Annotated in this window: 19 protein-coding genes; 13 read left to right on the top strand and 6 right to left on the bottom strand. The window is 65.8% G+C overall.

Features of this window, described 5'->3' with window-relative positions:
* Positions 1 to 102: 102 nt before the first annotated feature.
* Complete coding sequence (locus AC1RKI_RS10220; protein ID WP_227461208.1) at positions 103 to 1,551, bottom strand: efflux transporter outer membrane subunit; 1,449 nt, start codon at positions 1,549 to 1,551, stop codon at positions 103 to 105.
* 154 nt (positions 1,552 to 1,705) lie between these two features.
* Here AC1RKI_RS10220 and AC1RKI_RS10215 point away from each other — a divergent pair, with 154 nt between their 5' ends.
* The 7 genes from AC1RKI_RS10215 (at position 1,706) to AC1RKI_RS10185 (ending at position 8,943) form a co-directional block, all read left to right on the top strand.
* The gene (locus AC1RKI_RS10215) at positions 1,706 to 2,962 is read left to right on the top strand and encodes an HlyD family secretion protein (RefSeq protein ID WP_492797461.1); all 1,257 of its coding nucleotides are present in this window, start codon (positions 1,706 to 1,708) and stop codon (positions 2,960 to 2,962) included.
* A complete protein-coding gene (locus AC1RKI_RS10210) occupies positions 2,959 to 4,602 on the top strand; it encodes a DHA2 family efflux MFS transporter permease subunit (protein WP_084004212.1) in 1,644 nt (547 codons plus the stop codon). Before AC1RKI_RS10215 ends, AC1RKI_RS10210 begins: the two co-directional genes overlap by 4 nt.
* Before the next feature lie 43 nt (positions 4,603 to 4,645).
* Positions 4,646 to 5,170, top strand: coding sequence for a winged helix-turn-helix transcriptional regulator (locus AC1RKI_RS10205; protein ID WP_227461206.1), 525 nt, complete (start codon positions 4,646 to 4,648; stop codon positions 5,168 to 5,170).
* Positions 5,171 to 5,264: 94 nt separating this feature from the next.
* Positions 5,265 to 5,600: a hypothetical protein gene (locus tag AC1RKI_RS10200; protein WP_227461205.1), complete on the top strand. Its 336-nt coding sequence runs from the start codon at positions 5,265 to 5,267 to the stop codon at positions 5,598 to 5,600.
* A 132-nt stretch (positions 5,601 to 5,732) separates the two neighbouring features.
* Complete coding sequence (locus tag AC1RKI_RS10195; protein WP_490714148.1) at positions 5,733 to 6,155, top strand: short-chain fatty acid transporter; 423 nt, start codon at positions 5,733 to 5,735, stop codon at positions 6,153 to 6,155.
* Positions 6,156 to 6,520: 365 nt separating this feature from the next.
* Positions 6,521 to 7,888: an MFS transporter gene (locus AC1RKI_RS10190; protein ID WP_404995272.1), complete on the top strand. Its 1,368-nt coding sequence runs from the start codon at positions 6,521 to 6,523 to the stop codon at positions 7,886 to 7,888.
* A 152-nt stretch (positions 7,889 to 8,040) separates the two neighbouring features.
* Positions 8,041 to 8,943, top strand: coding sequence for a BON domain-containing protein (locus AC1RKI_RS10185; protein WP_492797464.1), 903 nt, complete (start codon positions 8,041 to 8,043; stop codon positions 8,941 to 8,943).
* 97 nt (positions 8,944 to 9,040) lie between these two features.
* Here the strand turns inward: AC1RKI_RS10185 and AC1RKI_RS10180 are convergent, their stop codons facing one another.
* On the bottom strand, positions 9,041 to 9,340 hold the full coding sequence (locus AC1RKI_RS10180) for a hypothetical protein (protein ID WP_341248510.1): 300 nt from the start codon (positions 9,338 to 9,340) through the stop codon (positions 9,041 to 9,043).
* Between the two features lie 276 nt (positions 9,341 to 9,616).
* On the opposite strand from AC1RKI_RS10180, the gene AC1RKI_RS10175 reads away from it, so the two are divergent.
* Positions 9,617 to 10,240: a malto-oligosyltrehalose synthase gene (locus AC1RKI_RS10175; protein ID WP_227461201.1), complete on the top strand. Its 624-nt coding sequence runs from the start codon at positions 9,617 to 9,619 to the stop codon at positions 10,238 to 10,240.
* A 44-nt stretch (positions 10,241 to 10,284) separates the two neighbouring features.
* Here the strand turns inward: AC1RKI_RS10175 and AC1RKI_RS10170 are convergent, their stop codons facing one another.
* Both AC1RKI_RS10170 and AC1RKI_RS10165 read right to left on the bottom strand, forming a co-directional pair.
* The gene (locus AC1RKI_RS10170; protein ID WP_490714145.1) at positions 10,285 to 10,755 is read right to left on the bottom strand and encodes a hypothetical protein; all 471 of its coding nucleotides are present in this window, start codon (positions 10,753 to 10,755) and stop codon (positions 10,285 to 10,287) included.
* Between the two features lie 308 nt (positions 10,756 to 11,063).
* Positions 11,064 to 11,411, bottom strand: coding sequence for a hypothetical protein (locus AC1RKI_RS10165; RefSeq protein ID WP_061959333.1), 348 nt, complete (start codon positions 11,409 to 11,411; stop codon positions 11,064 to 11,066).
* Positions 11,412 to 11,744: 333 nt separating this feature from the next.
* Between AC1RKI_RS10165 and AC1RKI_RS10160 the strand changes: the two genes are divergently transcribed.
* The 3 genes from AC1RKI_RS10160 to AC1RKI_RS10150 all read left to right on the top strand — a co-directional run bounded on the left by AC1RKI_RS10160 (position 11,745) and on the right by AC1RKI_RS10150 (position 13,835).
* The gene (locus tag AC1RKI_RS10160; RefSeq protein WP_492797466.1) at positions 11,745 to 13,139 is read left to right on the top strand and encodes a BON domain-containing protein; all 1,395 of its coding nucleotides are present in this window, start codon (positions 11,745 to 11,747) and stop codon (positions 13,137 to 13,139) included.
* 107 nt (positions 13,140 to 13,246) lie between these two features.
* A complete protein-coding gene (locus tag AC1RKI_RS10155) occupies positions 13,247 to 13,501 on the top strand; it encodes a hypothetical protein (RefSeq protein ID WP_492797468.1) in 255 nt (84 codons plus the stop codon).
* Positions 13,502 to 13,562: 61 nt separating this feature from the next.
* Positions 13,563 to 13,835, top strand: coding sequence for a hypothetical protein (locus AC1RKI_RS10150; RefSeq protein ID WP_061959817.1), 273 nt, complete (start codon positions 13,563 to 13,565; stop codon positions 13,833 to 13,835).
* A gap of 17 nt (positions 13,836 to 13,852) precedes the next feature.
* On the opposite strand, the gene AC1RKI_RS10145 is transcribed toward AC1RKI_RS10150, so the two are convergent.
* Positions 13,853 to 14,281: a RidA family protein gene (locus AC1RKI_RS10145; protein WP_061959816.1), complete on the bottom strand. Its 429-nt coding sequence runs from the start codon at positions 14,279 to 14,281 to the stop codon at positions 13,853 to 13,855.
* Positions 14,282 to 14,391: 110 nt separating this feature from the next.
* Here AC1RKI_RS10145 and soxR point away from each other — a divergent pair, with 110 nt between their 5' ends.
* The gene (soxR, locus tag AC1RKI_RS10140; RefSeq protein WP_492797469.1) at positions 14,392 to 14,964 is read left to right on the top strand and encodes a redox-sensitive transcriptional activator SoxR; all 573 of its coding nucleotides are present in this window, start codon (positions 14,392 to 14,394) and stop codon (positions 14,962 to 14,964) included.
* A 48-nt stretch (positions 14,965 to 15,012) separates the two neighbouring features.
* Here the strand turns inward: soxR and serA are convergent, their stop codons facing one another.
* Positions 15,013 to 16,218, bottom strand: a complete 1,206-nt coding sequence (serA, locus tag AC1RKI_RS10135) for a phosphoglycerate dehydrogenase (protein WP_492797471.1) — start codon at positions 16,216 to 16,218, stop codon at positions 15,013 to 15,015.
* 377 nt (positions 16,219 to 16,595) lie between these two features.
* Here serA and AC1RKI_RS10130 point away from each other — a divergent pair, with 377 nt between their 5' ends.
* Complete coding sequence (locus tag AC1RKI_RS10130; protein ID WP_061959814.1) at positions 16,596 to 17,564, top strand: SphA family protein; 969 nt, start codon at positions 16,596 to 16,598, stop codon at positions 17,562 to 17,564.
* The last annotated feature ends 72 nt before the right edge of the window (positions 17,565 to 17,636 follow it).

Here is a 17,636-nt window from a genome sequence, read left to right as displayed (position 1 = left end):
CAGGCATTCTGGCGTCGCGGCCATCGCAGGCCGCGGCGCCTTTTCTTTTGCCGGTCTTTTGTCTGTCTCTGGTCGATTTCTTGCCGGGAAACCCGCAAGCAGTTACCAGCCGCCGCCCAACGCGCGGAACGTGGCCACAGCGGCGCGCGCGTTGTCGGCTACTACGCGCGCCTGCTGGTCGCGCGCGGTAAGCAGTTGGCGATCCTCGTCCAGTACTTCGTACAGGCTGACCGCGCCGCCCTTGTAGGCGTCCTCGGACGCATCGCGCGCGCGGCGGTGGGCGTCGACTTCGACGCGCAATTCGTCCGATTGCTGTTCCAGTTCGGTGAGCGTGACGATGGCGTTTTCGACGTCTTCGGTCGCGCGCAGCATCGACAGGCGATATTGCGCCAACGCCTCGGCATTGGCGCCGCGCGCCTGCTGGATTTCGGCGTCGACCCGGCCGAAGTCGAACAGGCGCCAGCGCAGACCGGCCGCGGCTGTCGGCTGGAACGCGCGCGCCGTGAATAGCTTGCCCGCGGACAGGCTTTCGAATCCAAGTAGCCCCGACAGCGACAGCTTTGGGTAGTACTCGGCCGTGGCAACCCCGATTCGCGCGTTACTGGCTGCGACACGGCGCTCGGCGGCCAGCACGTCGGGCCGGCGACGCAGCAGGTCGGCGGGGCCTTGCGCGGCCGAAATCGCCGGGACGATCTGCGTAGCCGGCCATTGCGCCAGTTCATTGGCATAGGTGCCGGGTTGGGCGCCCATCAGCACATCGAGTCGATTGAGCTGCGTCTGCAATTCGATCCGCAACGGCGGCACCGTGGTGCGAGCCTGCGCCACCAGCGCCTCGGCCTGTGCCACTTCGCGGCGGGCGGCAAGTCCGTCCTGCTGTCGCGTCCGCACCAGGTCCAGCAGCCGGTTGTTGGTGCGGATCTGGTCCTCGGCGATGGCGATGCGCCGTTGCGCACCGCGCACGCGGAAGTAGGCGTCGGCAGCCTCGGCGGCAATCGTCACGCGCACGCCCAGATGGTCGGCCTCGGCTGCCTGCGCCTCCGCGCTGGCGGCTTCGGCGCCACGCCGCAAACCACCAGCCAGATCGATTTCCCAGCTTGCGCCGACGCCGACGTCATAGACGGTGCGATTGCGGTCGTAGCCGGGAAATGCGCTTCCCAACTTGCCGAGCGGGCTTTCCACCGATTGGCGCTGCCGGGTGACGCTGCCGCCGACGTTGCCTTCGGGATACAACGCCGCGCCGGCCTCCTGCGCGGCCGCACGCGCCTGGGCAACGCGCGCCAGCGACGCCGCCAGATCGAGGTTCTGGTCCAGCGCGCGCTGCACGATGCGCGTCAGTTGCGGATCGTCGAATCCGGTCCACCACTGATCCAGCGCCGGTGCGGGAGCGTCGGTCTGGCGCGCGTGCAAGGTTTCGGCGTGCGGATAGGCGTCGGGCGTGGCAACCGTGGGTCTCTGGTAGTCGGGGCCGACCGCCGAGCAAGCGGCCAGCGCCACAGTGGCGAACAAGACGGAAAGGGGGCGTAGAACGGGGTGAAACGGCAGGGCGGGCATCGTCGATCAGGTTACTTGCATAACAATAGTTACACAACTATACTCACTTGCATTATGAAAGCAAGTCGAATCGACGCGGCCTCGCTGCATGTGAGGCTGGCTTGGCTCTGATTCGCGCCCTGTCTCTCCCGTCGCCCCACAAGGAACAGCCGTCATGTCCAGCAGCAGCACCGTCGCCGAGCGCGTCCCATCGGAATCTTCCCCCGCCACGCGTCCCGGCCTGGGCCGCAAACGTCTGGCATCTCTGATCGCCCTGGCGATCGTTGGCGGTGGCCTGATCACCTACGCGACGTACTGGTGGAACAACGGACGCTATTTGCAGGAGACCGACGACGCCTACGTGGGCGGCGACGTCACCGTGATCGGGTCGAAAGTGTCCGGCTATATCACTGAAGTGCTGGTGACCGACAACCAGGCCGTACGCGCCGGCGACGTGCTGGCGCGCATCGACGACCGCGACTACCGCGCGGTGCTGGCCAAGGCCGAAGGGGCGATTGCCGCGCAGCAGGCGTTGCTGGCCAACCTGGAGGCCACCCAGCGCCTGCAGGAAGCCGTGATCGGACAGGCGCGCGCCAGTGTGGCTGCCACCGATGCGGAAACCCGGCGCGCGCACGACGATCAAGTGCGCTACGCAAGCCTGGTCGCCAAGGAAGCGGTGTCGGTGCAGAGTTCGCAGAAGGCCGATGCCGACTACAAGCAGTCGCGCGCCAATGGCGACAAGGCGCAAGCCGCGCTGGTGGCGGCGCAGCGGCAGATCGACGTGATCGCCACACAGAAGCAACAGGCGCAGGCCGCGCTTGCGCAGGCCACCGCGGAGCGCGATCTGGCGCGGCTGAACGTTGGCTATACGGAATTGCGTGCGCCCGTGGACGGCACCATCGGTAACCGGCGCGCCCGCGTGGGCGCCTATGCGTCCAGTGGCGCGGCGTTGATGTCGATCGTGCCGGCCAGCGGCTTGTGGGTCGATGCCAATTTCAAGGAAAGCCAGCTCGCGCGCATGAATCCGGGCATGCGCGCGACGATCGTCGCCGATGTGATGCCGGGTCGCGAATTCCATGGTCGGGTCGAAAGCCTGGCGCCGGCCACCGGTGCGCAGTTCAGCGTCCTGCCGCCCGAGAATGCCACCGGCAACTTCACGAAGATCGTGCAGCGCGTGCCGGTGCGGATCGTGCTCGACGAAAAGGACGCGCGGCTCGGGCTGCTGCGGCCCGGCCTGTCGGTGACCGCTGAAGTCGACGGGCGCCCCGGCGCGGCAGCGCAGACCGCAACGGCGGCCAGTGGCGCAGGATCGGCGAATTCGTCGACATTGTCGACATTGTCGACGTTGCCCACTTCGGCGACATCCGCGACTCCGGCGATCTCCGCCGCACCGGCCAATAGCCGGCAGGCCGTCGCGCAGGTGACCAAATGAGCGCCGCGGGTACGGCCGCAGCCGCCGTGACGCCGGCCGCGCCGATTGCGCCAGTACCAGTAGGCCAGGGCGGATTGCTGACGCCGCCCGGCGAGCTGTCCACCGGCGCAAAGATTTTCGCCTTCGCCACAATGTGCGTGGGCATGTTCATCGCGCTGCTCGACATCCAGATCGTCTCGGCGTCGCTAAACGATATCGGCGGCGGGTTGTCGGCCGGGGCCGACGAGACGACGTGGGTGCAGACCGCGTATCTGATCGCTGAAATCGTCGTGATTCCACTGTCCGGCTGGCTGGCGCGCGTGATGTCCACGCGCTGGCTGTTCGCCGCGTCGGCCGCCGGGTTCACGATCACCAGCATGCTGTGCGGGCTGGCGTGGAATATCCAGAGCATGATCGCGTTCCGCGCCGCACAGGGCTTTCTGGGTGGATCGATGATCCCGATGGTGTTCACCACGGCGTTCGTGTTTTTTGCCGGGCCGCAGCGCGTGATTGCCGCGGCGACGGTCGGCGGCCTGTCGTCGCTGGCGCCAACGCTGGGCCCGACGGTGGGCGGCTGGATCACCGACAATTATTCGTGGCACTGGCTGTTCTTCATCAATCTTGTGCCGGGCCTGTTCGTCACGATTGCCGTGCCGCTGCTGGTCAAGATCGACAAGCCCAATCTGTCGCTGCTGCGTGGCGCCGACTATGTCGGCATGGTGTTGATGGCCGCGTTTCTCGGTTGCCTGGAATACACGCTGGAGGAAGGCCCGCGCTGGGACTGGTTCGGCGATCCGGTGATCCTGACCACCGCGTGGATTGCCGGGCTGTCCGGCGTGGCGTTCATCTGGCGCAGCCTCACGTACGCGCAGCCGGTGGTCGATCTGCGCGCCCTCACGCAGCGCAATTTTGCGCTGGGATGCCTGTTCTCGTTTATCACCGGCATCGGGATTTTTGCCACCGTTTACCTGACGCCGCTGTTTCTCGGTCGCGTGCGTGGCTTCAGCGCCTGGGAAATCGGACTCGCGGTGTTCTCGACCGGCCTGTTCCAGATCGCCTCGATTCCGATCTATGCCTACCTGGGCAATCGCGTGGACCTGCGCTGGCTCCTGATGTTCGGTCTGGCGTTGTTCGCGTTGTCGATGTGGCACTTCTCGCCGATCACGCACGATTGGGGTTGGCAGGAATTGCTGCTGCCGCAGGCCTTGCGCGGCGCGGGGCAGCAGTTTGCGGTGGCGCCCGTGGTCACGCTGACGCTGGGCAGCCTCGCGCCGGAGCGCCTCAAGCAGGCGTCCGGCCTGTTCAACCTGATGCGCAACCTGGGCGGTGCGATCGGCATCGCGGCTTGCGCCACGATCCTCAACGATCGGACCAACCAGCATTTTCTGCATCTGGCGGAACATCTGAATGCCGGCAACGAGGCGATGGGCGCACTGATCGACAACGTGACGCAGCAGTTCCTGGCGGCCGGCTACAGTGCCGTGGAGGCTCACGCGGCCGCGCTCAAGCGGCTGTCGCTGCTGGCACTGCGCGAGGCACAGACGCAGACCTTCAGCGATGCCTTCCTGGTCATCATGGTCTGCTTCCTCGCGGCGCTGGTGCTGGTGCCGCTGATGAAAAAGGTCGCGCCGCCCAAGGCGCCGTCGGCCGATGCGCATTGAAAGATGGGTATCATCGACGCTGAATTGAAAAGGGTCTGACGACATGCAACGCAAGACTTTCCGAAACCTGCAATGCCCCATCGCCCGCAGCCTCGAGCGCGTGGGCGAGTGGTGGAGCATTCTGATTCTGCGCGATGCGTTCTATGGCACGAAACGCTTCGACGAATTCCAGCGCAATCTCGATATTGCGCCGAATATGCTGACGCGCCGGCTCAACGGCCTGGTCCAGGAAGGGCTGCTGGAAAAACGGCAGTATTCGGAACGTCCGCCGCGCTACGAGTATGTGCTGACCGAATGCGGCCGCGATTTTCGTCCGGTGCTGCTGGCGCTGCTGGCATGGGGCAATCGCAATTTCGCGCCGGAAGGGCCCAGCGTGCAGATCGTCGACCGTGAAACCGGTGAGGTCGTCGAACCGCTTCTGGTCGACGCGCATAGCCGCGAGCCGCTGCAGATGGGCAAGCGCCACGTGATGCGCGCCGGGCCCGCCGCGGACGAGAGCACGCGCGCGCGGCTGTCGTCGGCGGCGTCGCATATGACCAATCCGAAGCCGACCGCGCAGACGGCCTGATCGCTTCGCGGCGCGGCTTGCCATTGGCTTGCCGCGCGTCCTACTCTGGCTTCTTTGGGCCCATTCCCTCGTCGCCCATTCCAAGGAGCCTGCCATGCCCGATTTCCGCTTGCCGCTGTCCGGCGACGTGAGCCAGTCGATCAATCCGTGGACATGGTTCGTACACGCCGTCGGCAACCAGTTTGGCGTGGTCAATATCAACCTTGGACGCAGCACCAATCCCGACATGGAGGCCCGCATCCTCGATGAAGTGGGGTCCTATGGCAACCAGTTGGGCAAGATCGGCGACGCGCTGGGTGTGCTGCTCGCGCATGTCGATCGCAGCAAGCTGAGCGAATCCGAAGCCTGCAAGATCAGTGAATTCGAGGCGCAACTGGCGGAAATCGCGCGCGTCAAGGCGAAGCGGGCGGCCATCGCCACCCGGCCCTGATCGCGCACATTCGCATCCTGTCCCACATCGCGCGACGCGCCGTCAGGTTGCTCTGAAAGCATTTCTGACATAGAGTCCATGCGATTGCACCCCGTCTTCCGGCGGTTTTCCGCCGACTCCGGATACGACCCGATGCCACGTTTTTCCTTGCTGTACTCCGCCGCCGCAGCCGTGCTGGCTACCGCGCTTGCCGGTTGCGCCAGCACGCCGCTGCCCCCTGCGCCGCCCCCGCAGCGCCTGCCGCCGGCCCCCGTCACCACGATCTCGCCGCCTGCCGCCGGCATCAGCCGCGCCCAACTCGAAGCCGCCGGCAATGCTTGCGAGAAGGTGGTCGCCAATGCGGTCAAGACTCGCTATCCGGAACCGGGAAGCGTGATGCTGATGCCCGACCGCGAACGCATTCTTCAGCACACCGCATCTCAAACGGCCGTTAGTGGCGAGGGCACTTTCGAACCCGATGCCAGCGCCTCGGCGATGTCCTTCCAATTCACCTGCGTGTACAACTTCCGCACCCAGCGTGTGGATGACGTGCAGATGAAGTACGGCGCCTACTGAACCACGCAGCACGCCTGCGGCCAAGCTGCCGATACATTCCGTAGCCGCCGCGCCGGGGGCACTTTCCCCGATGTTCGGCCCCGATCGCGTTCAGATCGATGGCGGAAGCGCGTGATTGCCAAGATGTCCGCCGCGCCATCCCGCCGTTGTGGGCAAACGGCTGCCAGCGCGCGTCCGCGTTTTGTCGTATTGTCTCGATCTGGCGATGATTGACGTTGCAACGAATGACGCCGCAACGATCGCGCCGCAGCCCCTCCGTTCCAGTCCGCCCCCGGATCGACATCGTGCAGAACAACGCCAGCCAGCCGCAACCGGCCAGTGGCCCGACCCCGTCGGCCACGCCATCGAGCATGCCCGACTCCCCGATGACCTCGCGCGAAAAGCGCGGCATGGCCGCCATCATGATTGCGGTGTCGCTGGCCACGCTCGATACCGCGATTGCCAATACGGCGCTGCCGAATATCGCCGCCGACCTGCACAGCACCCCGGCGGCCTCGGTTTGGATCATCAATGCCTATCAGCTGGCGATGGTGGCCACCTTGCTGCCTTTCGCGGCGCTGGGCGGCATCGTCGGGCACCGGCGCATCTATCTCGGCGGCGTGATGGTCTTCATCGTGTCGTCCGTGATCTGCGCGATGGCCTGGTCGCTGCCCTCGCTGGCGGCGGCGCGTGTGCTACAGGGCATTGGCGCGGCGGCGATCATGAGTGTCAATACCGCGTTGATCAGCGCGATCTTTCCGATACATCGGTTGGGACGCGGGCTCGGCTTCAACGCGCTGGTGGTAGGCGTGTCGTTTGCCGTGGGGCCCACCGTGGCGTCGATCATTCTGTCGTTCGGCACCTGGCCGTGGCTGTTTGCGGTGAATCTGCCGATCGGCCTGTTGGCGCTGTCCATCGGCTGGCATTCGCTGCCGCAGACCAAGCGCAGCGAACACGGTTTCGATCCGGTCGCGGCCATCCTGAATGTGATCACGTTTGCGGCGCTGATCTTCGCGCTCGGCGAAGGCGTGCAGCGCGAACCCGCGCAATACGTGGTGGCGGCCGTGGTGGTGTTCGCAATCGCGTTTGCATTGCTGCTGCGCCGCGAGCGCGGGCATCCGGCGCCGATGCTGCCGGTGGATTTGTTCAGGCGCCCGATGTTTGCGTTGTCGACCGTGACGGCAATCTGCTCGTTCGCCGCGCAGGGGCTGGCGTTTGTGTCGCTGCCGTTCTATTTCGAACATGTGCTGGGCCGCAATCCGGTCGAGACCGGTTTTCTGCTGACGCCGTGGTCGGCCGTGGTGGCGTTGATGGCGCCTATCGCCGGGCGGCTTTCGGACCGCTATCCGCCTGGGCTGCTGGGCGGTATCGGCCTTGCTGTGATGGCCGCCGGCATGGCGTCGTTGGCGATCATGCCGGCCGACGCCAGCGTGCTCAATATCGGCATCCGCATGGCCGTATGCGGCGCGGGCTTCGGGTTCTTCCAGTCGCCCAACCTGAAGGCACTGATGGCCAGCGCACCGCGCGAACGCGCTGGCGGCGCCAGCGGGGTGGTGGCGACGGCGCGGCTGCTGGGCCAGGCCACCGGGGCCGCACTCGTGGCGCTGTCGTTCGGCATTGCCGGCGCACATGGACCGACGTTGGCGCTGGCGCTGGGCGCGGGCTTTGCCGCCGCCGCGGCGGTGGCTAGCTGGCTGCGGTTGATTACGCCGCACAGCGCCGACAGTGCCGCGATGCAGGCCCTCGGCAAATAGTCGTGGCGCGCAAGAGCTGCGCGCAGGGTTTGTAGAATCTGCACGAAGCGCGTGGCGGCCAGGCCATATTCTCCCGCGTCGCCGTCCGGTACGAAACTTGCCCCGATATGCGTATCGGGGCCGCTGCGCCCCATCTCCACGGAGGCAAGGCAATGAAGCGATCAGACGACTATGGCCGTCGCCGTTGGCCCGATCAGCAGTACGGAGGCACGGAAGAAGGCTATGGCTATGTGCCTGGCGGCGACCGGGACTGGCGGCGACGCGACCTTTCTGCAGGCCGCTATGGCAACGGTCGCGAACGCGCGCCATACGATGCCCAGGACTTTTCCGACTCGCGCGGCTGGAACGGTCCGCGCCGCGACGACAGCGCATGGCGAGGCAATCCACGCCGAGGCGGACAGCGGCCGCGCGGGGCGCCGGTCTATTACCCGGGCCGCACCACGTATGACGACGACGCGCGCGACGAAAGCTCCCCACATAGCCACGGCTATGTCAGCGCATACAGCAGCGGCTACGAAGACGGCTATCAGGCCGGCACGCGCACTTCGCGTGAACCGATGCCGGGGCGCAATGATGTGCGCAGCCGCTGGCCTGGCACGGGTGCGAGCGATGCAGCCAGCGGTGCGCGCCGCCACGACGCCGCGTACGACAGCCGTTGGGGCGCCGAAGACGATTCACGCTACGGCCGCACCGGGTACGAAGACTATGGCGTGGAAGCGGGCCGCAATTTCCGCCAGCGCCCGCACATGAGCCGCTATGCGGCCACGGCAAGTTCAGCGGCCTATGGACGTGAGCGCCCGGCCGGACCGAAGAACTACACGCGCTCCGACGAGCGCGTGCGCGAAGAGGTGTGCGAGCGGCTGGCCCATGCGCCTGGCATCGATGTGAGCGACGTCACAGTCGCGGTTGCGGCCGGGGTGGTGACGCTGACCGGCAGCGTCGATAACCGTCGCATCAAATACGAGATCGAAGATATCGTCGACGATACCTATGGCGTGTCGGATGTGGTCAATCAGATCCATGTGCGTCCGTATGGCGTGCTGGCGTCCGAATAGCCCGCCCGCAACGGCATGCGCCAAGGGCGCGTGCTGACGAGCGCGCAAAGCGCCAGACCCCGGCCAAGGCCGGGGTTTTTCATCCGCGGCGGCAGCCCTAGAGGTCCTTGCCGCTTGGCGGATTCTCCATGCGCTTGTCGGTCTGGTCGGCGCGGTCCACCGGGGTGTCGGCGGGCAGTCCTTCGGCCGCGCGAATGACTTCGTCCGAAATTTCTTCCTCTGGAATTTCATCCTCGGGCGGTTGATGGCTTTCACGCTCCACGTTGCCCAGTTCGCGTTCGATGTCGGCGGCGTCGGGATCGAGGTTCGGGTCGAGCGTGCTGGGGATGCTCTCGGGATCGCTGGCGCCCGTATCGTCCCCGGGGGATGGCGTCGGACGCCCTATGGTCTTGCTCATCATGACTCCTTGAAGTGAGGGATACCGAAACAGAACGCGGCAAATTGCGTGCCAATCGCCGCCAGCGCGCGCCGTTGTCGCTGTGCTTCTCCTATCTGAGTTCGCGCGCGCCTATATTGGTCAGAAGGGGACCATCGGGAATTCCGCAAAACGCGCCGACGTGACCGCCCGCCAGCCTGGCCGCAAGGGCCGGACGGGTCTGGAACGCCAATTGCTGCCACATCACGGGCTTCGACGCCGACGTCGAGGGCCGTGCATCGTGCGAGGGAGATGGCGATGAATCTATCCGGCCTGCTGGTCACGCTGAGTCTGGCTGCATCCTCCGTAGCCGTATCGTCAACGCCCGTGGAAAAGCAGCTTCTTGGCATCAGTCCGCGCGATTTTGCTCAGCAGTTCAACGCGGTGGCGAACGAAGTAGGCGCCAAGCTCGCGCTTCCCGATTTTCACGCCAAGCCGGGCTGGCATCGCGGCAATACCAGCAAGGGCGTTTCCGTGCTGGTTCGCGGCGCACCGACCGGTTATGCGCTCAATGAGGTGATCGTCGTCTGCCGCACCGCCGAGCAATGCATGATGACCATCTGCACCGCGGCGCGCGCCATCGACGCGACGGTCGATTCCGACCTGCTGCAATACTTCGTGGCGGCGCGCATGGCTGCGCAGATTGGCGAAGTGGCGCTGGTGATGTCTGGTCTTGTGTATGTGGTGGTATCGGGGCCGCATGATGACTACGTCGCGCTGGTGATCCGGCCCTATCTCCCGCAGGAAGAACTCACCGCTCGCACGCAGGCGTCATTGCCGTCGCGGTCATCGTTGCTGCGCGGCGGCGTGGATATCGCACATGCCATGCGTGCCGCGGATCGCCCCATCGATAGCGCGAGGCGCCCCAGCGATTCCGTATAGCTGAGCGCAGGTGGTTGCAGCCAATCGATCGACAACGACCGCAGTCAGTGCACGGGCGGCGCGCTGCGTCGTTCGCCGGTGGCCGCGCTCCGTGCGGGATTGAATTCCATGGCACGCTGTTCGAGCAGGCGTTGGAGTTCGGTCGCGCCGCGATAGTAGTGGGCCAGCAGCAGACGGATGTCGGGGTCTTCCAGCGGCTCTCGCAGAAGTGCGCCATACGCGGCAGCGGCACGCGACGCCTGTTGTGCGGCGTGGCGCAGCAGGGACAACTCGTTGCTATCGGCGGGCGGCGCTGCGTGGACCGTGCGACGCTGGGCAATCGGTGTATCGGATTGGTCGATGGCGCCGGCACGCGCTGCCAGTTCGGTCGCGGCACATCGCTGGACATTGGCGCGATGCGCCAGCACTGCGCGAAACTGCGGATCCGATGCCGCGGCGCCTACCGCGGATAACGATTCCGCACATTGCATGGCAAGCCGGCTCAAGTGGGCCAGCGAGGCGTTCAACGCATCCATGTACGTCTCCTGTGTATGGCTTTACTGTAGGTGACGCACGCAGCCAGACTAAAACACCGATTTCGCGCGCGTGGTTACTTCGTTCAAGAAGCTCTGCGCATCCTTGGGACGACGCAGGTTCGCATTCGCGCGCACCACCATATCGCTGCGGATTGCGGACGGCTTCAGCCAGTCCAACCCCTAAGCAAAAATCGCGCCGCACGTCTGCCCTAATGGCAAGCCGTGCGGCGCGGGCCGCCGGTCTCAAGGCGCGATCGCGAGGACCGCGCCAGGGGAAAGGCGGATCGGCGGCAGTACCAGTCCCGGCTTTACTGCTTGGGCGCCGGGTCCGGCGAGTCGCCCTTCGGACCCGAAGGTGCGTCAGGCGTGGAGTAGGCCGGGGCGTTTTGTTCGCGGGGCTTCTTGGCGCGCGCGCCGGTGTTCTTGTGCTTCGTGGTCGTGTCCTTGTGCATGGTGCTGTCGCTGCTCATCGAAGAACTGCTGCCAGACATGCTGCTACCGGACATGCTGTTGCCGCGCGCGGTCGATGGACCCTCCGGCGCCGGCGGCGCACTCGGATTCGGCGCGTTTGGCGAAACTGGCGCCTGTTGAGCCATGACGGGTGCGCAAATCATGGTGCTCAGCGCAAGTGCGGTGGTAGCGAGAATTCGTTTCATCGTATATCTCCCAGAAGGTTGTGGCGGTGCTTTCACGATATGTGCCGCGTATGCGCGCCTCAGCGGGGCGATGCCTGAAAGGCATGTAGGACGTTGACTACAGCGGTGCCATCGCTCGCTTCCAGCCTGCGCGGACGTGTGCGGCGCTTGGCAGGATTTCGTTGGCAGATTTATATGGCGATGTAATTCGGGTGGTTGCACGCGGGCGTGGTTAAGGGCGCACGACTGCCATGACGCGCCCGATGCGCGCTGCGGGCCACGTGGATGCCGTTGTCCCGAAGCGGTACGGAATTTGCGTTCTCTCGTGTCCGTATGTGCTAACTGGAGACGCTCATGAATCAGGGAAACAGCAGGCCGGGCGATGAACGCTATGGCGCGTTCGGCGGCGACCGCGACGATCAGCGCGAAGGCCGGGATAGCCGCCGCACCGAACAGCAATCGGACCAATCATGGCAACGCCAGCAACAGGCCGACAGCGGCGGTTGGCTCGGGCATCGACAGCAGGGCGGCGGCAGCGACTGGCAGGGCCAGGGCAATATGCAGCAAGGCGGGTCCGGTGCCGATTGGCGCGGCGCTCGTCAGCAGGGGGGCAGCGCGTCCCAGTCGTCTTCGTCGGTGTCGGACAACGGCGGCGGTTATGGCGGATATGAAGGCCGCGCGCGCCGCTATGACGAAGGGTATGGCGAAGGCCGCTACGGCGAATACGGCGAAGGCCGTGGCGGTTCACGCGGCGACGCTGGGTCGCAGCGCCGGTCCGATCGGGAACGCTGGGGCGCATGGCATCAGGAAAACGGCGGCCGCGGCAGCGAGTGGACCAGCCAGCAAGGCAGTCAGCGCGACGAATGGGCGCAGGGTCGGCCGTCCTGGGACTCGCCCGCCAATCGCCCCGGTGGCAGCATGCAGGGCCGGCGCGGCGGGTGGGAGCGCGGCTCGCAGCAGCACAACCCCTGGGCCGAGGGTTCGCAGTCATCTTCGCAGGGCGCGCCCGACATGCGCACGCACTATCGCTCCGGCTACGGGGTGTCCGATTACGAACAGCCTGGTGGCGAAAGCTATCGGTCGCAACGCTCTGCGGCCGGCGACTGGCTGGACGAGCGCGAGCGTCGCGATCTTTGGGGCGGCGGCCGTCAGGGCATGGACGAACGCGCGTACGACCAGTTCACCGGCGCCAACGAACGCAGCAGCCTGAATCGCGGATACGGCGGCGCTGGCGGATCGGCGGCGGCGCGGCGGGCTCGCGCAGTGGGCCCGAAGGGCTACCAGCGATCCGATGAACGGATTCGCGAAGACCTCTGCGAACGGCTGGCGCTTAGTAGCCGGCTGGACGTGCGCGATGTCGAGGTCAACGTCAGTGGAGGCGTCGTGACCCTGAGCGGCACGGTGCGAGACCGCCAACAGAAATATCGCATCGAGGACATGGCCGATGAGGTGTTCGGCGTGAAGGACGTTCACAACCAGATCCGCGTAGCCCGGGACGATAGTGATAGTGCCGGCCGCCAACGTTACGGCAGCCAGGAGTTCGGCGGGCAGTCCGGAGCGTCGGGCGGTGCGGCCGCGAGCGGCACGAGTCGGGGCAGCACATCGGGCAGCAGCGCTGGTAGTACATCAGGCAGCACGTTGGGCAGCACTTTGGGCAGCACTTTGGGCAGCGCATCTTCCGCTGCCGGGAGCAGCGGCAGCGCCGGCGGCGGATTAGGCAGCGCAGGCTTCGGCAAGTCCGACCAATAGCCCGCAACGCCATTGATCGGTGGCGTCACAACTTGATTTACGGCTGCGGCGCCACCGAAGGCAACGTTGGAAGTCCGTTCATTCATACGAATAACAAGGAGATGTCCATGCCCTTTGCCTATGCCGGAACCCGCCGCCGACGCCAGCGAGATCGTCGTCGGGCGCACGATGAGTTGGACAAGAATGGATCGCAAGGTAGTGCCGAGACGGCGGGCAACGAAGGCCCGCGGGCCGACGCGGGCGCTCAGCCCGCAGCGGCGGCGCAGCGCGATTCGCGCGATGACGCGCGGGCTCCGCAAGGCGGCAAGGCAGCGAGCGCCGCAGGCGATTCGCCGGAGACCGATGATCGAGAACGATCGTAGCGGCAAGCAGGCCTCACAAACCGGCGATCAAGCAGCCCCTTTCAGGAGACGCACGATGCGAATGACATGGCAACACACGATGGCCGCGATGGCGGCGCTGGCGCTGGGCTCGGTGGCATGGGCGCAGACGCCTTCGCAGACACCCAAGGTGGACAATCGCGCGCCCGGCACGGCAGCCTCCGATGTGTCACCCGGCGCGCCGAGTACAGGCGTGCGCAAGGACGGCAGCCGTGTCCACGGCAGCGGCCCTGCGGTCAACCAGGGCGCTTCGGCGGCGCAGACTTACGACTATCCGGCGTCCGCGCCAAAGACGGCGCCCTCCAAACGTCCTTGAACCGATCGTGCCGTGCGCTATTCCGGCAGCACGGCAATCGCTTCGATTTCGAACAGCATCCCGTCCAGCGCCAGACGCGGCACGGGAATCAGCGTACACGCCGGCGCAGGCCAGTCGCCCAGCAGCGCTTGCCATGCGCGGCTGAAAATCGCCAGACGCTCCATTGAATGATCGACCACTAGCACGGTGACTTTGGCGATGTCAGGGATATCGGCGCCAGCCGCTTGCAGCGCAATGCGCAGGTTGGCAAGCGCCTGATTGACCTGCGCGACAAAGTCCGCGCGCAATCCGCCCGCCATGTCTTCGCCGCCCTGGCCCGCGGCAAACACGATGCGGACCGGCCGATGGGCCACCGCCACATGCGAATAGCCGTTCAGGCGCGGGTCGTAAAGATCGGGCGGATTGATGAATTCAAGATACGGCGCGCGGGGCGATTGCAGTTGCATGGCAAAGATCCTCGGTAAGAAGAGGCGCAGTATCAAACCTCAAGTGCACTTGAGGTCAATCATTCCTGCGCTACCATGCGGGGCATTACCAGACACAGTGGGAAGCCTCGATGACAAGCAAGCGCGCCGCGCCGGTCAACCCCGCTCGCAAACCGGCCGAAAACAACCAGGCGTCCACCGCGGACCACGGAAATGCCGCGCCCGCGCGCATCCTGCGGCCGCGCGATCCGCTAAGCATTGGCGAAGTAGTCGAGCGCAGCGGCGTGGCAGCGTCGGCGCTCCACTTCTATGAATCGAAAGGATTGATTTCCAGTTCACGCAGTGCCGGCAACCAGCGGCGCTATCCGCGCGCCATGCTGCGCCGGCTGGCCGTGATCCGCGTGGCGCAGCGCATGGGGTTGCCACTGGCGGTGATTGCCGATGCGTTTGCGCGGCTGCCTGCTGGGAAGGCCCCGACGGTGGCCGATTGGCGCCGTCTGTCCGCGGCATGGCGCGAGGACCTGGACGCCCGCATCCGCATGCTGACGATGCTGCGTGACCAGCTCGACGGCTGCATTGGCTGCGGATGCCTCTCGCTGAAAGCGTGTCCGTTGCGCAATCCGCAGGACATGCTGGCGGGAGAAGGGCCGGGCGCTCATCTGGACGAAGGCGCGTCCCGGCCGAAGAAGGGCAGGACGGCGTAGCGGCGAGGCTGCACCCGCCGCTACGTCAGATCGCTCAGTGGCCCGCGCTCAGTTGCCTGCAATAACGCGCGTGCGGATGAACGCATCGTCCTGCATCAGCGCCTCGGCCCAGCCTGCGGGCGGCACCAGGCTGATGTCGGTGATCGCATAGCCGATGTCGCCTTCGGTCTGAAGTTGCTGGGCGACGATATTGGCGCCGATTTCGGCCAGCGCCTGATTGAAGTGCGACAGCGTTCCGGGCCGGTTGTAATGGATATTGAGCACGCGCGCCGGCGCGGCCAGCGGCGCGGGCTGGATCTGCGGCAGGTTCACGGCGCCGACGGTCGCGCCGGTCTCCAGGAAGTTGGCCAGCTTGGTAGCCACTTCCACGCCGATGTTCTCCTGCGCCTCTTCGGTGCTGCCACCGACATGCGGCGTCAGGATGACGTTGGGCTTGCCCTGCAGCGGCGAGACGAACGGATCCGCATTGCTGCGCGGCTCTTCGGGAAACACGTCGATTGCGGCGCCGGCGAGGTGGCCGCTGTCCAGCAGCGCTGCCAGCGCGTCGATGTCCACCACGGTGCCGCGCGACGCATTGATCAGGATGCCGCCGCGCCGTATCGCGCCCAGCGCTTTCGCATCGAGCAGATTGCGCGTCTGGGGCGTGGCCGGCACGTGCAGTGTCACCACGTCGGCCTGCGCCAGCGCGTCCTCCAGCGCGTGCAACGGCACCGCGCCGCCGATCGACAGGCGCGGCCGGATGTCGTAGAACACCACGCGCATGCCCATCGACTCGGCCAGGATGCCAACCTGCGCGCCGATATTGCCGTAGCCGATCACGGCCATGGTCTTGCCGCGAATTTCGAACGAACCCTTGGCCGTCTTCAGCCACTGCCCCTGATGTGCGGCGCGGCTTTTTTCAGGAATCCGCCGCATCAGCATGATGGCCTGGCCAATCACCAGTTCTGCCACGGAGCGCGTGTTCGAAAACGGCGCGTTGAACACCGGGATGCCGGCATGGGCCGCCGCGCCGAGATCTACCTGCGAAGTCCCGATGCAGAAGCAGCCGACGCTCAGCAGGCGCTGTGCGTTGGCGAAGGCTTGCGCGGTCAGGTGCGTGGCAGAGCGGATGCCGAGCAGTTCGTGGTCGCGCACCGCGCCGAGCAGCGCGTCGCCGGCCAGGGCCTTGCCCTGCGTGGCGATATCGATATGGTGGCGATTCAGCAGTTGTTGCGCGCTGGCGTGGATGTTTTCGAGAAGGAGAGCGCTGGCCATGAGGGAGGAAAACGGCTGTCAGGAGGGTTGAGAAGGCAGATCAGGCGTCCTGTCCCGGACGCGCACGGTCACACCATATCACCGACGCTTAACCGTGCTGGCGACGTGGGCAAACCGCGGGCCGGCCGGCATATGGCGACAAACGCGCGGCGGCATCGGCCGAAGCATCCGACGCGGCATTCATCGAGGCCGCAGTTTTACCGATTGCAGAGGCTGTTTTTCGACCACGGCTCGCGCGCCGATGCCGCTAAATGATTCAACTCGCTTTTCCAGAAAACTAAATTCCATTCGGCGCGGAATCTGCGACGATGCTGGCTTCGCATCGCCCGCGGGCGATCCAGCCCCATGCTCCAACCCCCTGTTTTCGGGAGATATCGATGAAACGCGCCAGTACCGCCACCCTGACTGCGCTCGCTGCGGGAGCGCTGTTGGCGCCGATCGCCGGGCACGCCACCGAAGGTGCGCTCGGTCGCCCGGTAGCCGGTACCAGCGTGAGTGCGAACGCCGGCGTGGTGCCCGACCAGCCGGTCTGGATCGCCAACTTTCAGGAGATCTACCTGGACGGATCGATCGGCGGCAGCCGGCCGGTGCCGGTCGGGGGCCGCACGACCGCGGGTATCGACGGCAAGCTCTCGCTGACGCTGGCCACGATGATGAAAGTCTGGGATACCGGCCCGGGCGCGTGGAACTTTGCCTCGGCGTTTACGCTGCCATACATCTGGACCACCGCAAGGACCAATCTGGTGGTCACGGGCCCTGCCGGTGGCACTTTCTCACGCGGCAATTCGGACCGATCGTCCAACCTTTACGACCTGTATTTCAGCCCGATCATTGCCGGCTACCATTTTTCGAAGACCAGCCATATGTCGCTGAGCTTCAATATCTGGGCGCCGACCGGGCAATACGACAAGAATTCGCTTTCCAATCCGGGGCTGAACGTCTGGACTTTCGTGCCTCAGGTTGCGTTCACGCATCTGATGCCGGCGTACGGGCTCGAATTCAATGCGGTGGGCGCGTTGCAGTTCTACACGCGCAATAACGACACCAACTACCACAATGCCCCGCTGTTCACGCTCGACGTCATGGGCGTGAAGAAGTTTGGCCACCTGGGCGCCGGGATCGTCATGGGCACGGTACAGCAGTTGGGCGACGACAGCGGGCCCACCGCCGATCGTCTCAACGGCTTCCGCGGCCGCGACTTCAGCATCGGTCCGATCGTCACCTACGACACCAAGCTGGGACACCATCCGCTGTCGATGAGCCTGCGCTGGGTGCCGACCGTCGCCAGCAAGAACCGGCTGGACAGCACGGCAACCGTACAGGCCACCGCCACGCTCGTGTTCTGATCGCACCGGCCGGGCATATCGGCCCGCGCCGTTTTTCCCCCATCACACGACCCACGCCACCGGCGCCACACA

This window comes from Cupriavidus sp. GW822-FHT06G04 (assembly GCF_058799075.1).
This window is presented reverse-complemented; position numbering and strand designations above follow the sequence as displayed.

Coding starts and splice junctions, on each gene's coding strand:
- AC1RKI_RS10210 (WP_084004212.1), top strand. CDS start 2,959: ATGAGCGCCGCGGGTACGGCCGCAGCCGCCGTGACGCCGGCCGCGCCG.
- serA (WP_492797471.1), bottom strand. CDS start 16,218: ATGGCCAGCGCTCTCCTTCTCGAAAACATCCACGCCAGCGCGCAACAA.
- AC1RKI_RS10200 (WP_227461205.1), top strand. CDS start 5,265: ATGCCCGATTTCCGCTTGCCGCTGTCCGGCGACGTGAGCCAGTCGATC.
- AC1RKI_RS10205 (WP_227461206.1), top strand. CDS start 4,646: ATGCAACGCAAGACTTTCCGAAACCTGCAATGCCCCATCGCCCGCAGC.
- AC1RKI_RS10180 (WP_341248510.1), bottom strand. CDS start 9,340: ATGAGCAAGACCATAGGGCGTCCGACGCCATCCCCCGGGGACGATACG.
- AC1RKI_RS10165 (WP_061959333.1), bottom strand. CDS start 11,411: ATGAAACGAATTCTCGCTACCACCGCACTTGCGCTGAGCACCATGATT.
- AC1RKI_RS10150 (WP_061959817.1), top strand. CDS start 13,563: ATGACATGGCAACACACGATGGCCGCGATGGCGGCGCTGGCGCTGGGC.
- soxR (WP_492797469.1), top strand. CDS start 14,392: ATGACAAGCAAGCGCGCCGCGCCGGTCAACCCCGCTCGCAAACCGGCC.
- AC1RKI_RS10155 (WP_492797468.1), top strand. CDS start 13,247: ATGCCCTTTGCCTATGCCGGAACCCGCCGCCGACGCCAGCGAGATCGT.
- AC1RKI_RS10130 (WP_061959814.1), top strand. CDS start 16,596: ATGAAACGCGCCAGTACCGCCACCCTGACTGCGCTCGCTGCGGGAGCG.
- AC1RKI_RS10185 (WP_492797464.1), top strand. CDS start 8,041: ATGAAGCGATCAGACGACTATGGCCGTCGCCGTTGGCCCGATCAGCAG.
- AC1RKI_RS10170 (WP_490714145.1), bottom strand. CDS start 10,755: ATGGATGCGTTGAACGCCTCGCTGGCCCACTTGAGCCGGCTTGCCATG.
- AC1RKI_RS10215 (WP_492797461.1), top strand. CDS start 1,706: ATGTCCAGCAGCAGCACCGTCGCCGAGCGCGTCCCATCGGAATCTTCC.
- AC1RKI_RS10175 (WP_227461201.1), top strand. CDS start 9,617: ATGAATCTATCCGGCCTGCTGGTCACGCTGAGTCTGGCTGCATCCTCC.
- AC1RKI_RS10145 (WP_061959816.1), bottom strand. CDS start 14,281: ATGCAACTGCAATCGCCCCGCGCGCCGTATCTTGAATTCATCAATCCG.
- AC1RKI_RS10160 (WP_492797466.1), top strand. CDS start 11,745: ATGAATCAGGGAAACAGCAGGCCGGGCGATGAACGCTATGGCGCGTTC.
- AC1RKI_RS10190 (WP_404995272.1), top strand. CDS start 6,521: ATGACCTCGCGCGAAAAGCGCGGCATGGCCGCCATCATGATTGCGGTG.
- AC1RKI_RS10195 (WP_490714148.1), top strand. CDS start 5,733: ATGCCACGTTTTTCCTTGCTGTACTCCGCCGCCGCAGCCGTGCTGGCT.
- AC1RKI_RS10220 (WP_227461208.1), bottom strand. CDS start 1,551: ATGCCCGCCCTGCCGTTTCACCCCGTTCTACGCCCCCTTTCCGTCTTG.